At 70.9% G+C, this 15,088-nt stretch carries 11 protein-coding genes and 1 riboswitch; of the genes, 7 read left to right on the top strand and 4 right to left on the bottom strand.

Going from position 1 to position 15,088, the window contains the following annotated elements; all coding sequences use genetic code 11:
• The first annotated feature begins 30 nt into the window (after positions 1-30).
• Positions 31-1,137 (top strand): o-succinylbenzoate synthase, encoded by a 1,107-nt coding sequence (gene menC / locus VNG13_13555; protein HVA61544.1) that lies wholly within the window; start codon positions 31-33, stop codon positions 1,135-1,137.
• The gene (locus VNG13_13550) at positions 1,134-2,639 is read left to right on the top strand and encodes an amidohydrolase family protein (GenBank protein HVA61543.1); all 1,506 of its coding nucleotides are present in this window, start codon (positions 1,134-1,136) and stop codon (positions 2,637-2,639) included. The genes menC and VNG13_13550 overlap by 4 nt, the downstream gene beginning before the upstream one ends.
• A gap of 128 nt (positions 2,640-2,767) precedes the next feature.
• Here the strand turns inward: VNG13_13550 and VNG13_13545 are convergent, their stop codons facing one another.
• From VNG13_13545 to VNG13_13530, 4 genes are all read right to left on the bottom strand, one after another.
• Positions 2,768-4,465 carry a serine hydrolase gene (locus VNG13_13545; GenBank protein ID HVA61542.1) on the bottom strand — a complete coding sequence of 566 codons (1,698 nt, stop codon included), beginning with the start codon at positions 4,463-4,465 and terminating at the stop codon, positions 2,768-2,770.
• A 274-nt stretch (positions 4,466-4,739) separates the two neighbouring features.
• On the bottom strand, positions 4,740-6,422 hold the full coding sequence (locus VNG13_13540; GenBank protein ID HVA61541.1) for a CocE/NonD family hydrolase C-terminal non-catalytic domain-containing protein: 1,683 nt from the start codon (positions 6,420-6,422) through the stop codon (positions 4,740-4,742).
• Between the two features lie 30 nt (positions 6,423-6,452).
• Positions 6,453-6,890: a type II toxin-antitoxin system VapC family toxin gene (locus VNG13_13535; GenBank protein HVA61540.1), complete on the bottom strand. Its 438-nt coding sequence runs from the start codon at positions 6,888-6,890 to the stop codon at positions 6,453-6,455.
• A gap of 5 nt (positions 6,891-6,895) precedes the next feature.
• Positions 6,896-7,159, bottom strand: coding sequence for a type II toxin-antitoxin system prevent-host-death family antitoxin (locus VNG13_13530; protein HVA61539.1), 264 nt, complete (start codon positions 7,157-7,159; stop codon positions 6,896-6,898).
• Positions 7,160-7,336: 177 nt separating this feature from the next.
• On the opposite strand from VNG13_13530, the gene cobU reads away from it, so the two are divergent.
• From cobU to cobN, 5 genes are all read left to right on the top strand, one after another.
• Complete coding sequence (gene cobU, locus VNG13_13525; GenBank protein ID HVA61538.1) at positions 7,337-7,894, top strand: bifunctional adenosylcobinamide kinase/adenosylcobinamide-phosphate guanylyltransferase; 558 nt, start codon at positions 7,337-7,339, stop codon at positions 7,892-7,894.
• Complete coding sequence (locus VNG13_13520; GenBank protein ID HVA61537.1) at positions 7,894-8,718, top strand: adenosylcobinamide-GDP ribazoletransferase; 825 nt, start codon at positions 7,894-7,896, stop codon at positions 8,716-8,718. The genes cobU and VNG13_13520 overlap by 1 nt, the downstream gene beginning before the upstream one ends.
• A gap of 39 nt (positions 8,719-8,757) precedes the next feature.
• Positions 8,758-8,943, top strand: a riboswitch (cobalamin riboswitch).
• Between the two features lie 103 nt (positions 8,944-9,046).
• Complete coding sequence (locus tag VNG13_13515) at positions 9,047-10,000, top strand: cobalamin biosynthesis protein (protein ID HVA61536.1); 954 nt, start codon at positions 9,047-9,049, stop codon at positions 9,998-10,000.
• Positions 9,997-11,532: a cobyric acid synthase gene (locus VNG13_13510; protein HVA61535.1), complete on the top strand. Its 1,536-nt coding sequence runs from the start codon at positions 9,997-9,999 to the stop codon at positions 11,530-11,532. The genes VNG13_13515 and VNG13_13510 overlap by 4 nt, the downstream gene beginning before the upstream one ends.
• Before the next feature lie 2 nt (positions 11,533-11,534).
• On the top strand, positions 11,535-15,068 hold the full coding sequence (gene cobN, locus VNG13_13505; GenBank protein HVA61534.1) for a cobaltochelatase subunit CobN: 3,534 nt from the start codon (positions 11,535-11,537) through the stop codon (positions 15,066-15,068).
• The last annotated feature ends 20 nt before the right edge of the window (positions 15,069-15,088 follow it).

The following is a 15,088-nucleotide window of genomic DNA, read 5'->3' as shown; positions in this document are numbered from 1 at the left end:
GCAGGCATGGCGTGATGGAGGAGGTCCGCAATGAAACTGGTGGCGCTGGAATTGCGGCGGGTCGCTTTGCCGTTGGTCACACCCTTCCGCACGTCGTTCGGAGTGCAGACGACCAAGGACGCGCTGCTCGTGAAGGCCCTCACTCCGGACGCGGAGGGCTGGGGTGAATGCGTGGCCCTGGCCGACCCGGCCTACTCCCCGGAATACGTCGACGGGGCGCAGCACGTGATCCGGGAGTTCCTCGCCCCGCGCCTATTCACCGCGCCGGACCTCACCGGTGCGCGGGTCGCCACCGCCTTGACCGCGGTCAAGGGCCACCCGATGGCCAAGGCGGCGCTGGAGATGGCGGTGCTCGACGCGGAGCTTCGGGCGGCGGGGCTCCCACTGGCCGCGTATCTCGGAGCCGTTCGCGACCGGGTCCCATCGGGGGTGTCAGTGGGCATCATGGACTCGGTTCCGCAATTGCTCGACGCGGTCGACGCCTACCTGGCCGCGGGCTACGTGCGGATCAAACTGAAGATCGAGCCGGGTTGGGACGTCGAACCGGTCCGCGCGGTGCGGGAGCGTTTCGGGGACATCTTGTTGCAGGTCGACGCCAACACCGCCTACGAGTTGCGCGACGCCCCGCAGCTGGCCCGGCTGGATCCGTTCGACCTGTTGCTCATCGAGCAGCCACTCGCCGAGGACGACGTCCGCGGCCACGCCGCGCTCGCGAAGCTGGTGCGGACCCCGATCTGCCTCGACGAGACCATCACCTCGGCCCGGGCCGCCGCAGATGCCATCGCGGCCGGCGCGTGCGCGATCGTCAACGTCAAGCCCGGACGGGTCGGTGGCTACCTCGAGGCGCGCCGGGTCGCCGCGGTCTGCGCTGCGCACGGCGTGCCGGTGTGGTGCGGCGGCATGGTGGAGACCGGTCTCGGGCGGGCGGCGAACGCGGCGCTGGCCGCACTGCCGGAGTTCACCCTGCCTGGTGACGTGTCCGGATCGGATCGGTTCTTCAGCGCCGACATCACGGCTCCGTTGGTGATGCGCGACGGGCACCTGGACGTGCCGACCGGCCCCGGCCTCGGCGTCGAGCCGCTGCCGGAACGGCTGGCCGACGCGACGACCGCGGTCGAAACCCTTAGACCACAGTGACCTTCGACCTGGTCCTCGCCGGCGGCCGGGTGATCGACTCCGAAACCGGATTGGATGCGCCGCGTCACGTCGGCGTGACCGGGGGCCGGATTACCGCGGTCAGCGAGGATCCGCTTCCGGACACCCGGCTCACGGTGGACGCGAGCGAGCGGATCGTCGCCCCGGGTTTCATCGATCTGCACAGCCACGCCGGGGACGTCGCCGGAGGCCGGCTGCAGGCATTCGACGGTGTCACCACCGCCCTGGACCTCGAAGCCGGAGCCCACCCGGTGGGCCACGCGTACCGCCGGGCCGCGGACGAGGGCCGGCCGATCAACTACGGGTACTCCGCCTCCTGGGCGGCCGCGCGGATGTCGGTCCTCGCCGGGATCGTCGCCGACGGGCGGCTCGGCACGGTCCTCGGCCACATCGCGGACCCGGCCTGGCAGCGTGCGGCCACCGTCCGGGAACTCGCGGAGATCCGCGGGCACCTCACGGCCGACCTCGCCGACGGAGCGTTGGGCATCGGCATCATCGTCGGCTACGCACCCAGCGCCGACCCGGCGGAATACCTCGACCTCGCCCGACTTGCGGCGATGGCCGGAACGCCGACCTACACCCACGCGCGCGAGCTCGCAAAGGACGACCCGGCGACGCTGATCGACGGCGCCGAGGAAATCGTCCGAGCCGCCGCCGAGACCGGTGCGGCGATGCACTACTGCCACGTCAACAGCACCTCGCGGCGCCGGGTCGACGAGGTGCTGGCGCTGGTCGACCGCGTCCGCCGGGCCGGCGCCCGGCTCTCCACGGAGGCATACCCTTACGGCTCCGGCATGACCGGCATCGGCGCCACGTTCCTCGCTCCGGAGCGGCTGGCCACCTGGGGGCTGGAGCCGTCGTCGCTGACCTACCTGAAGACCGGCGAACGCGTCGCCACGGCCGAGCGGCTGGCCGCCCTTCGGGTCAGTGACCCGGGCGGGCTCGTGACCGTCGATTTCCTCGATGAGTTAGATCCGGTCGACCGCGGCTACCTGGTGCGGGCCCTGGCGTTCCCCGACGCGGTCGTGGCCAGCGACGCGATGCCGCTGACCTGGCCGGGCGGGGCGGGCGATCCATACCGCTGGCCGCTGCCGGCAGAGGCGGTGACCCACCCGCGGTCGGCCGGAACGTTCGCCCGGGCCCTGCGGTTGATGACCCGGGAGGAAGGGGCGCTGTCCGTCGCCGAGGTGATCCGCCGCAGCAGCTACCTGCCGGCCCGGCTGCTCGAGGACTGCGCGCCGCAGATGCGGTCGAAGGGGCGCGTGCAGGTCGGCTGTGATGCGGACCTCGTCGTCTTCGATCCGGACCGGATAACCGACCGGGCGACCTATGCCGCGAGTTCGCTCACGTCCAACGGGGTCGACCAGGTCCTCGTCAACGGCCGCTTCGTCATCTGCGACGGGGAGCTCGTCACCGACGCGCTGCCCGGCCGGCCGGTCCGCGCGGAGCCGAGCCCGCACGGAGCTGAACCTCCAGCCCGATGAGCTTCCACGCGCCGCGCGTACCGAGCAGCTGGTGGTCAGGCAGTTACCCGCATCATCGGCTGGCTGGCGCGGACGGAGAACGGCCTTCGGCTTGCGACCGAAACCGCCCGGCTGGCGTGACCGCCGAGTTATTGGGTTCGGTCGTCCTTGGTGAAGATCCCGATCGGTTCGATGACCAGCCTGGTGACCGCGCCATCCTCGGCTCGCTCGAACTCGGCCCGGACCGTCGACATGGCCGGTGAGCGGAACGCGTTGCCGCCGAGGGGAGCCAGCGGCAGCTTCGGGGCACCGGGGATCGACACCTCGATGTTGCCCTCGACGACCCGAACCTGCGCAGTTAGCGGACCGAACGTGTAGGACCCGGAGATGCGTTCGAGCAAACCGGGGGAGACCGGAGGCGCGGACTTGGTGAACGCGACCGGGTCGACGAGCGGCTCGATCGGGATGGAAAGGCCGGTCACCTCGGCGTCCGACCCGGTGCGGAAGACCAGGGGGACGCTCAACTCGAACTCGAGAAGGTTGAGATCCCACACATCGCGGTCGCGATGGCTCACCGAGATACGGTCCGCGAGCCCATGAAAGTCGACGGCCAGCCGATCGCCTGCGGCCGTCAGGGTGAGCGTGCCGTAGGCAGGATGGTGATAGCGCCCGGCAAACTCGTCCAGCCGACGGGTCGGGGGTCGCCCGAGGGCAGCCTCAGCGCGGTGCTCGGTCGCCGCCGCCTTACCTTCGAGCATCGCGGTCATCAGGGTGTGGTAGCGCTCCCCCCAGGCCACCGGATCTATGCCCAGGACGTGGTCGAGCACCATCAGGGGTACCGCGTCTCGCAGAGCCGTCCCGTGCATGTTCGTCAACACCACGACAGCCGCACCCAGGTCGGGCGCGATGCACACGTCGGAGGAGTAGCCGACGAGGTTGCCTCCATGTCTCACTATTCGATGCCCGCGGTAGCTCTCGACCTGGCAGCCGAGGGCGTAGCCCATGGGTTGGCGTTCGCTGAACTCGATCCCCCCGACGCCGCCGACCATGGCGGGGGAGTGCAGTTGGGTGAGCGCCGTATCCGAGAGCGGTCGCGCCCCTTCGACCTCCTTGCCCAGCCGGGCCAGCACCCACCGCGACAGGTCCTCGACGTTCGACACGATGCCGCCCGGTGGGCCGAGCTTCGAGTCAGCCGGCAGGACCTGGCGGGTCAACTCGCCCGCAACCTTGTTATAGGGGAAGGCGTAATCGCCGTCCGCGGCTGCGCGCGCGGAGAAGACAGTCGACTTCATCCCGAGCGGCTCGAGCAGGCGCGTGCGGACGGCCTGGACCCATGCCTGACCGGTGAGCTGTTCGGTGAGGTAGCCGGCGGTGCTGTACGCGAGGTTGTTGTACTGCCAGGCCTGGCGAAGCTGCTTGTTCGAGGCCAGGTGAGGCAGCGCTCGCACGACGTCTTCGAGGTCGAGGTCGGTTTCCCCGTACCAGACGAAGTCGTGGCGGGGCAGCCCGGTTCGGTGGCTGAGCAGGTCCCGCGTGCTCACCAACTCGCTGGCGTGTGGGTCGTTCATGGCGAACCAGGGGATGTAGCTCCTTACCGGGGCGTCCAGGTCGAGGACCCCCTCGTCGGCGAGCGAGCACAGCATCGCTGCGGTGAAGCACTTCGTGTCAGAGGCGATCGGGAACAGCGTCTGGGGTGTCACCGGCGCCCCGGTCTCGCGATCCCGCACGCCGAAGCCCTCGGCGAGCACGAGCTCATCGTCGACGACGACCGCGACGGCAACTCCGGGCACGTCGAAACGCACCCGCTCGGCTTCGATCATGTCGCGCAGTGCCTGGACGTCGGTCACCTGATGCTCTCCCAAGGTCGCAATCCGCCCATTGTTCCGCGGCCGGACCCGGGTCAGTTCGGCTCCAGCCACACAATCCGGCGGCCCGCCTAGTGCAACGCAACCATTCGGCTCCCGAACGGTGTGGCGGATTGTGGAGGTCGTTGCTGCAGTATCGCGGGGTCGCGGCCGCGCCCCGAATCGAGACCGGTCTTGACGCCCACGGGTGAGCTCTTGAGAGCAATCCGTATGCGCTGAAGGGCGAGAAGGGTCCAGGGGCAGGTCGCCGTACCGGTCAATCCGTTGCGGTGCGGTTCACGAGCGGCGCGTAGGTTCGGCATGCCTCGTTTCGCAGGCTTGGACACGGTGGGATGCCGGTCGGAACGGACACCCCCGGGACGACCGGCAGGATCAGGCTCGACGGCATGTTCGGGGAAAGGGCGATCGAGACTCGCGCGGTGCCGTTTGGCTCGGTCTGGCTGAATGACCAGATTGGCTGGGTGCCGTTGGGGGCGGCGATCGTCACGCGGATCCGGGTCCCAGCGCGGTACACGTGGCCTTCGTAGTAGAGCGGGATCACGACCTCCACGAACCGGTTTTCGGGCATCGGTCGCACGTCGGAGGCCAGCATGCTCGGAACGGGAGCGAGCGGCGTGCTCGGCTGGGCGAGGAATGTGTTCGGTCCGGTCGCCAGTTGGCGCTCGCTGGCGCGGATCCACCCGTTCTGGACGAAAGTCTCGCGACCGCCGGGATCAACCTCGCTGACCGTGGCTTGCAGGTCGACGTCCGGCGTCGAGGAGCGGACCCAGAGGTCCACGGCCCCGGCGCCGATAACGGTGGTGTTGGCCTTCAGTGGCGCGGTCAGGTAGGACACCGCGGTTCCGGACGGGTTTTGGCGCCAATTCCATTGCCACTGGGCCGCGTCGCCCCACAGCCCCCCACCGCCGGTGTTGTTGCCGAAGTCGGTCAACGGCAGCGCATGGGCGTTGGAGTTGTACCAGTCGACTCCGTGGCTGGCAGGCCGCTTCTCGGTGAGGGTCCCGTTCGGCCCTAGGTACCAGCGACGAGCGATGGTGCCCGGGATCGGAAACTGCGAGAACGACTGCTCGAAGGCCGGGTACGGGTTGCCTGCCGTGAACGTGTCTGAGGGCGACCTGCCTGCGCCGTTGTCGAACAGTACGCGTACCTCGGGCAACTTCTCGAAGGCCGCCAACGCAGCCGGGTACGTCGGGATCCTTTGGATCGGGTCGAGCGGCATCGTGACCACGTCGTTGCTCGGAAGCCCCATCGCCTGCTGGTAGATGTCCGGAGCGGCGGCATCGGTTACGGCGGCGTTGAGCAACGGCGCTTGATGGGCGACGAATAGCTCGAGGAAGTCGTACCAACGGGAATAGGTGTATGGGTCGAGTGAGTCGATGTGTGCGCCGTTCGTGAAGGTGAACCACTTTTGCTTGGTCCCGGTGAAATGCGAGGCGAGGTCGGGGCAGTGACCGCCGGTCTGTTCGTCCTCCCACTGGCACGCCATGAACACCGGCACATTGATCTTGTGGACGAACGTGATCGGGTCGAGCGGGTCGGCGACCGCGGGGCGGTAATGCGCGTTCGCCCGGATCGTCGCCGGAAGGTTCTCGGCCTCACCGTGCAGGACCTGGTTCTGCTTGCACGTCTGGTCGCCTTGCTGTATCCGCTGGTACGCCCACGCCTGTCCGCCGTTGGGCCCGGCCGGCTCCGCCTCCTGCTGCCGCTGGTTCGCCCAGGCGACGGCGAATCCGGTATTGAGGACGCCACCGGGGTAGAGCGTCGTGGCCGTCGCGTCGATCGTGGAGAGCGGCGAGATCGCCTCGAGCGCCGGCGGGTGGGTCTGCGCGGTGAACAGCTGGCTGATCGCTCCGTAGGAGATGCCCATCATCCCGACCTTGTGGTCGAGGACCGCCGCAGCTCCGCAGAGTCCTTCACGAGCACCGGGAACTCCGGTCAACCTGGAGGGGTCCGAAAAGTCAGAGCGCCGCTAGGCGCCCGGGTCGGATGCAGGGGCGATCCGTATGCCAGCGGCTCGGGCGCCGGAGCGCAACGGACCATCCCAGACGGCCAGGACGAGGGTCGGGGATTCGAGTGCCAGGGCGCTGGCAAGGTGCACGGCGTCCGCCCCGCGGAGTGCATGTTCGCGCGCGATGTCGCCGGCGTGGCGTGTCACGCGTTCCGTGAGCTCCACCGGACGCGTCGCCGCCCAGAACTCCTCCCAGCCCTGCTCCGCATCACGCTGAGCCTTGGCAGCCAGTCGGCCGAGGCGACCGGCGGCGGCGAGCGCAGCGCGAACCTCGGGATACGCCAGCCGGCTGGAGACGGCGGCGTCGCATCCGTCCCAGAGCGCGGCGGCCAGTTCGCTGCCGTCCTCCTCGACGACGAGTTTGACGAACGCGCTGCTGTCGAAATAGACGATCGCCACCGTGCTCAGCGGCGCTGGTCAGTCACGAGGTCTGCTACCGGGCCCTTCGTGGGCGCCCGGCGGCGTCCGGTCGCCGTCGGCTTGTCTCGTTGCGGTGACCTACCGAGCAACCCTTCTCTGGTCAGCCGCGCGATGATCGGGGCGGTGTCGATCGGAATGAGTCGGGCGACCGGCACCCCGCGGTCGGTGACCACGACCTCTTCCCCGCTACGTGCGCGATCCACCCACGAGGCGAGATCGGCCCGCAAGGAACTGATCGCAACTTCCATGAGCCTAAATGTACACGAGCAAGGGACCAATCTGTACGTGCGCACGGAAGCCTTGGACTGGACATGGCCGCGGACAGCGTGGGGAACCTCGACTGGCACCTCGTTGCGGCTGCTTCGAGGTGAGCTATTTTCGCGTAGCGTCGCCGAGAGTCGCGACGAGTGGAGGAGTGCTGCCCTGTGAACCCAACGGCGGCGGACCAGCGAGGCGGCCGTCGGGTTCTGGTTCTCGGGGGGGCGCGTTCGGGGAAGTCGGCCTACGCCGAATCACTGTTGAGCGGGCACGCCGACGTCGTCTACTGCGCGACCGGGCGACGCGCGGGCGAGGATCCGGAGTGGGCGGCACGTATCGCCGATCATCGGAGCAGGCGGCCGCCCGGCTGGCGCACCGTGGAAACGACGGATGTCGCCGTGGAGCTGCGCAACACGCCGCGTGCGCTGCTCGTGGACTGCTTGACGTTGTGGCTCACCGCGGCGATGGACGATTGCGGGGCCTGGGACGACCGGCCCGGGCACGCCGGGGCTCTCGCGGCGCGGATCGAGGCGCTTATGGAGGCGTGGCGAGACACCACGGCGCATGCGGTGGCCGTCAGCAACGAGGTGGGCTGGGGGGTAGTCCCGGAGACCAGGGCCGGTCGGATGTTCCGCGACGAGCTGGGCGTTCTCAACGCCCGCTTCGCCGGGCAAGCCGATGAGGTGTGGTTGGTCGTGGCAGGTATCCCGCAGCGTCTGCGCTGATGAGCGAGCCCGCCGCCGCAGCGCCGGACCCGGACGTCGACCTCGGGCGGAGGGCTTGGGACGGGTTCCTCCTAGCCGTAGGTCTGTTCACCGCCTACCGGGTGCCGGTTCGCCGTGCCGGCCCGGACGGGATGTCGGCTGCGCTGGCCTGGGCGCCGGCGGTCGGTGTGGTGTTGGGCTGGCTCGCGGCCGGCGTGGTGGCGCTGGGCCGGTGGCTGGCGCCGGGGGCGGCCGGCGGCCTCTTGACGGCCGCCGTGACTGTGGCGGTGCTCGCCTGGTCCACCCGCGGTTTCCATCTGGACGGCCTGGCCGACACGGCCGATGGCCTGGGTCGGTTGGGCGCGCCCGAGGAGTCCCTGGCGGTGATGCGGCGCTCGGACATCGGCCCGTTCGGCGTGACAGCTCTGGTGCTCGTTTTGCTCGTGGAGGTGGCCGCGCTGGCGAGGTCGATGGCCTTGGGGCGGGGGGTGCCGGTCGTCGTGCTGGCGGTCGTCGTGGGGCGGCTGGCCATGGTGCGCGCCGGCACGCCCGGTATACCGGGCGCCCGGGTCGACGGCCTGGGCGCCCAGGTGGCGGGCGGGATCCCACGCGCGCTGGCCGGGTTCCTCCTCGCCGTCGTCACTGGCGGGTGCGCGGTACCCGCGGCGTTGGGGCACCTCGCGTTGACCGTACATCTCGAGGTGGCGCTCGCTGCGGGTCTACTCGCCGCCGAGGTCCTGCTGCGGCGGGCCATCCGCCGGTTCGGGGGGGTCACCGGCGACGTGTTCGGCGCCGTCTGCGAAGTCGGGACCGCCGCGGCGCTGCTGGCGGCGGCCGCCCGGTAAGCAGCGGGGGACCGCGGCAGCCCGCCTGACTTGCCGGGAGGCCGGGTATCCGGTGTAGGTTCGGCCGGTTAGCGACGACAGTGGAGGAAGCCGGTGCGAATCCGGCGCGGTCCCGCCACTGTGACCGGGGAGCGACCCTCGAGAAAGCCACGGCCGGCAACGGCTGGAAGGCCGAGGGAAGCAGCGATCCGGGAGTCAGGACACTCCTGTCGTCGTCCCTTCGACCCGGGGCGCGGACCCCGAGGGAGGACGCGGCGATGCGCACCACCCGGCCTGACAGCGGTCCGACCCCACCTGGCCTGAGCCTGCACGTGCGCACCTGACCCCCGTGGCCACTGATGTGCGTTCCGGCCGGCGCGACCTGGCCGGCGCCGGCGGTCTGGTGCTCGGGATGGCGGTCGACGCCCTGCTCGCCGACCCCGCGCGGGGCCACCCGGTGGCTTGGTTCGGTCGCGCCGCCAGCCGCCTCGAAGCAGGGCTGTGGCGACCGGATATTCGCGCGGGCGTGTTGCACACGGCCACCTGCGTCGGCGTCGTCGTCGGGCTCGCTGCGCTCATGGAGCGCGTCGTACCGCGTGGCCGGATCGCCGTCATGGCCGCCGGCACTTGGGTCGCCGTCGGCGCGACCTCGCTCGGCCGCGAAGCCCGCGCGATCGGTGCCCAGATCCGCGACGGCGACCTGCCGGCGGCCCGGGCGGCGCTGCCGGCGCTCTGCGGGCGTGACCCGAGGGCGCTCGACGACGTGGGTGTGCTCCGAGGGGTGCTGGAATCGGTCGCCGAGAACACCAGCGACGCGGTCGTCGGCCCGCTGGTCTACGGCGCGCTCGCCGGACTGCCCGGACTGCTCGGGTACCGGGCGGTCAACACCCTGGACGCCATGATCGGCCATCGCAGCGAGCGCTACCAGGCGTTCGGCGCCGCGGCCGCCCGACTCGACGACGTCGCGAACTGGGTCCCGGCCCGGCTGACGGCCGCACTGACCGTCGTCCTCGCCCCGCTCGTCGGCGGCCGACCGGGACAGGCCTGGCGGACCTGGCTCCGTGATGCCGACGCCCACCCGAGTCCGAACGCGGGCCGGCCCGAGGCGGCGTTCGCCGGCGCCCTCGGCGTCCGGCTTGGCGGTACCATCAGCTACCCCTACGGGGTCCAGGACCGGCGCTGGCTTGGCGACGGCCGCACGCCCACGTGTGCCGATGTCGAGGCAGCCGTGCGGCTCTCCCGGCTGGTCGGGCTGGCGGCGGTGCTGCTGGCTGCGCTGACGCGGGGCGGGTGGCGGCGGTGAGCGGCGCGCTGCTCGTCGCTGGCACGACGTCGGACGCCGGCAAGAGCGTGGTGACCGCCGGGTTGTGCCGCTGGCTGTCCCGCCAAGGCGTGCGCGTCGCACCGTTCAAAGCGCAGAACATGTCGCTGAACTCCTTCGTCACGCTCGACGGTGGCGAGATCGGCCGGGCGCAGGCGATGCAGGCCGCGGCAGCCGGGGTCGAACCGCGGGCGGCGATGAACCCGGTGCTGCTCAAACCGGGTGGGGAGCGGCACAGCCAGGTCGTCGTGCTCGGCCAACCCGTCGCTGAGGTCGACGCGATGAGCTACCGGAATCTCAAACCCGCCCTCCTCGAAATCGTCCTGGAGGCCCTGTCCGAACTACGCCGTCTTTACGACGTGGTCATCTGCGAAGGTGCAGGTAGCCCCGCGGAGATAAACCTGCGGGACCGCGACATCGCGAACATGGGACTCGCCCGGGCCGCCGACCTGCCCGTCCTGGTCGTCGGCGACATCGACCGCGGCGGCCTTTTCGCCGCGCTCTACGGCACCCTCGCACTCCTCGAGCCGGCGGACCAGCGGCTCGTCGCCGGGTTCGTCGTGAACAAGTTCCGCGGCGATCCGGCCTTGCTCGCCCCCGGCGTCGACATGCTCACCGCGCTGACCGGACGTCCCACCCTCGGGGTCCTGCCGTGGCGTGGCGGGCTGTGGCTCGACGTCGAGGACTCCCTCGACCTCGACAGCCGGCAGACCGAACAGGCGCCCCCGATCGACCGTGACGTGCTTCGCGTCGCGGTGGTGCGTCTCCCGCGGATGTCGAACTTCACCGACGTCGACGCGCTCGCCGTCGAACCCGGCGTCAGCGTCCGGTTCGTCACCAGCCCGGCCGAGGTGGCCGACGCCGACCTTGTCGTCCTTCCGGGTAGCCGCGCCACGGTCAGCGACCTGCGGTGGCTGCACGATCGCGGGCTGGCGGTGGCGATCACCGCCCGCGCGGAGCGTGGCCGACCGGTGCTTGGCATCTGCGGCGGCTACCAGATCCTCGGCGAGCAGATCGTCGACCACATCGAAAGCGGCGCCGGGACCGTCGCCGGGCTCACCCTGCTGCCAGCCCGCACCGTCTTCGCGGCGGACAAGACCTTGGCCCGGCCGGTCGGCACCGCCCCGGGCTACGACGACGCCCCGGTGACCGGCTACGAGATCCGCCACGGGCGCACGACCGCGTACGGGGGCGACCCGATGTTCCAGACCGCCGGCGAAGCGGAGGGCTGCCGGCTCGACGCGGTGTGGGGCACCTCGTGGCACGGCGTGCTGGAAAGCGACGGGTTCCGGCGCGCCCTCCTCGCCGACGTGGCAGCCCGCACCGGTCGGCACTGGGTGGCCGGCACCGGCCGGTTCGCCGACGTCCGGCAGGCACGGCTCGACGCCCTCGGCGATCTCGTCGCCGACCACCTCGACACCGGTGCGGTCTGGCGGCTCCTCACCGATGGGCCCCCGACCGACTTGCCCGTCCTATCCGGGGCACCGGCCGTCCCCGCGGGCGCGGCTACGTGACAATGCTTCTGCTGTCCACCGCGGACACCGATCTGCTCGCCGCCCGGGCGAGCGGCGCGCCATGGCGAGTGGCCAACCCCGCCCGGACCGTTCCAGCGGATCTCGACGATCTGCTCGACGGGGTGGACGTCACCGTGGTTCGCCTGCTGGGCGGGCGCACCTCATGGCCGGAGGGCCTCGACGCGCTGCTGGCCCGAGCTACACCCGCGGTCGTGCTCGGGGGTGAGGCAGAGCCGGACGCCTTGCTGATGGCGACCTCGACCGTGCCGGCCGGGGTGGCCACCGAAGCCTTGCGCTACCTGGAGGAGGGTGGGCCGGCCAACCTGGCGGAGCTGCACCGGTTCCTGTCCGACACGGTGCTGCTCACCGGACTCGGGTTCGCCCCGCCGGTGCCGATGCCGGCGCACGGCATCCGCTCCGGCCGGGCCCGCCGCGGCGGGCGGCCGGCTATCGGCGTCGTCTACTACCGGGCCCATGAGCTGTCCGGCAACGTCGGATTCGTCGACACCCTCTGCGATGCGGTCGAGGCGGCCGGGGGCGACGCCGTCCCCATCTTCTGCGGCTCGCTGCGGGGCCGCGACCGCGCACTGTGGGACCTGTTCGCCGAACTCGACGCGCTCGTGGTCACCGTGCTCGCCGCCGGCGGAGCGCACGCGGCCGGTGCCGGAGACACCGACGAAACGTGGGACGTCGGTGCCTTGGCCGCGCTCGACGTTCCGGTCCTGCAGGGTTTGTGCCTCACCTCGTCACGCAACGCCTGGTCCGGTGGCACCACCGGCATCTCCCCGCTCGACGCGGCGATGCAGGTGGCCATCCCGGAATTCGACGGCCGGCTGATCACCGTGCCCTTCTCGTTCAAGGAAACCGGCCCCGACGGCGTCCCTGTCTACGTCGCCGACCCCGAACGGGCCGCCCGGATCGCGGGCCTGGCGCTCGCCCATGCCCGGCTGCGCCATGTTCCGAACGCCGAGAAGCGGCTCGCCGTGGTGCTCTCCTCCTACCCGACCAAGCACGCGCGGGTCGGCAATGCGGTCGGCCTGGACACCCCAGCCTCGGCGGTGGTCGTCCTGCGCGCGTTGCGAGACGCCGGCTACGACCTCGGTGACGGGTTCCCCGAGGACGGTGACGAACTCGTGCACCGGCTCATCGCCGCCGGAGGCCATGACGTCGAGTGGCTCACCGCAGACCAGCTCGCGGCGGCGCCGGCCCGGGTCCCACTGGAGAGTTACCGCGAATGGTTCGCCGCGCTGCCGGCCGCCCTCGCCCGGCGGGTCCTGGAGCACTGGGGGGAACCGCCCGGCACCCTCTACGTAGAGGGCGGCGACATCGTCGTCGCCGCGCTGCGATTCGGCAACGTCGTGCTCGCCATCCAGCCGCCGCGCGGTTTCGGTGAGAACCCGATCGCGATCTACCACGACCCGGACCTGCCGCCCAGTCACCATTACCTCGCCGTCTACTGGTGGCTGGCACGCAGCTTCGGCGCCCACGCCATCGTGCACCTCGGCAAACACGGCACCCTTGAGTGGCTCCCAGGCAAAGGCCTGGGCCTGTCCTCGTCCTGCGCACCGGACGCCACCCTGGGCGACCTGCCGCTGGTCTATCCGTTCATCGTCAACGACCCGGGTGAGGGCACCCAGGCGAAACGGCGCGGCCACGCGACGATCGTCGACCACCTCGTGCCGCCGATGGCGCGGGCCGAGTCCTACGGAGACCTCGCCAAGCTCGAGCAGCTGCTCGACGAGCATGCCGCCGTAGCCGCCCTCGACCCGGCGAAGCTGCCCGCCGTGCGCGCCCAGATCTGGACGCTCGTCCAGGCCGCGCAGCTCCACCATGACCTGCACGTCGACGAACGGCCGGGCGACGAGGCCTTCGACGACTTCCTGTTGCACGTCGATGGCTGGCTGTGCGAGATCAAGGACGCGCAGATCCGCGACGGCCTGCACGTTCTCGGTCAGCCACCTGTCGGCGAGGCACGGGTCAACCTCGTGCTCGCGATCCTGCGCGCCCGCCAGCTCTGGGGGGGTGCGCACGGCGCGCTCCCGGGGTTGCGGGAGGCCCTCGGCCTGGCCGAAGGCAAGGCCGCCCGCGGCGACGTCGACCGGGTCGAGGGCCACGCGCGGGCGCTGGTCCAGCGGATGGAGGACACCGGCTGGGACCCGCGGGTCGCCGACGAGATCCCGGGCGACCCGGCGGTGGCCGCAACGCTGCGCTTCGCCGCCGTCGAGGTGGTGCCGCGTCTGGCCCGGACCACCGACGAGCTGGCTAACCTGCTGCGCGCGTTGGACGGCAGGTACGTGGCCGCCGGCCCGTCCGGCTCGCCCACCCGCGGCCTGGTCAACGTGCTGCCGACCGGGCGCAACTTCTACTCGGTCGACCCCAAGGCAATCCCCAGCCGGCTGGCCTGGGACACCGGGCAGGCCCTCGCCGACTCGTTGCTGGAGCGGCATCGTGCCGACACCGGAGACTGGCCGCGCTCGGTCGGGCTCACGGTGTGGGGGACCAGCGCCATGCGCACCCAGGGGGACGACATCGCGGAGGTGCTCGCGCTGGTTGGCTGCCGGCCGACGTGGGACGAGCAGTCCCGGCGGGTCACCGGTTTCCAACCTGTGCCGCTCGAGGAGCTCGGACGGCCGCGGATCGACGTGACGGTCCGCATCTCCGGATTCTTCCGGGACGCGTTCCCGCACGTCGTGGCGCTGCTCGACGACGCGATCTGCCGGGTAGCCGCCCTCGACGAGCCGGCCGAGGCCAACTTCGTCCGCGCCCATGTGCTCGCCGACGTGGCCGGCCACGGCGACTGGCGGCGGGCCACCACCCGCGTCTTCGGCTCCAAACCCGGCGCGTACGGGGCCGGTTTGCTGCCGCTCGTCGACGCCCGCAACTGGCGGAGCGACGCCGACCTCGCCGAGGTGTACGCGGTGTGGGGCGGCTACGCCTACGGCAACGGATTGGACGGACGCGACGCCCGGCTCGACATGGAAACCGCATATCGCCGGATCCAGGTCGCGGCGAAGAACCAGGACACCCGCGAACACGACATCGTCGACTCCGACGACTACTTCCAGTACCACGGCGGAATGGTGGCGATGGTGCGCCATCTCACCGGCGCGAACCCGGCGGCCTACATCGGCGACTCGCACGCGCCGGACCGGGTTCGCACTCGTAGCCTCGCGGAGGAAACCCACCGGGTGTTCCGCTCCCGGGTGGTCAACCCGCGGTGGATCGCCGCCATGCAACGGCACGGATACAAGGGTGCTTTCGAGATGGCCGCGACCGTCGACTATCTGTTCGGCTACGACGCGACGGCTGGTGTGGTCGATGACTGGATGTACGAGTCGCTGGCCGCTTCCTACGTCCTCGACCCGCAGGTGCGCGCGTTCATGACCAAGAGCAATCCGTGGGCGTTACGCGGGATCAGCGAACGGCTGCTGGAAGCCGCCGACCGGGGCATGTGGGCCGAGCCGCGGGCGGAGACCCTTGCCGATCTGCGCGCCACCTACCTCGAGCTCGAAGGTGATCTGGAGGGCGCGTCGTGACGTATCCCTTTTCTGCTGTT

Source organism: Mycobacteriales bacterium (assembly GCA_035533475.1).
Lineage (GTDB): Bacteria > Actinomycetota > Actinomycetes > DATLTS01 > DATLTS01 > DATLTS01.
Note: the sequence above shows the minus strand (reverse complement) of the source record. Positions and strands in the feature narration are given on the sequence as shown.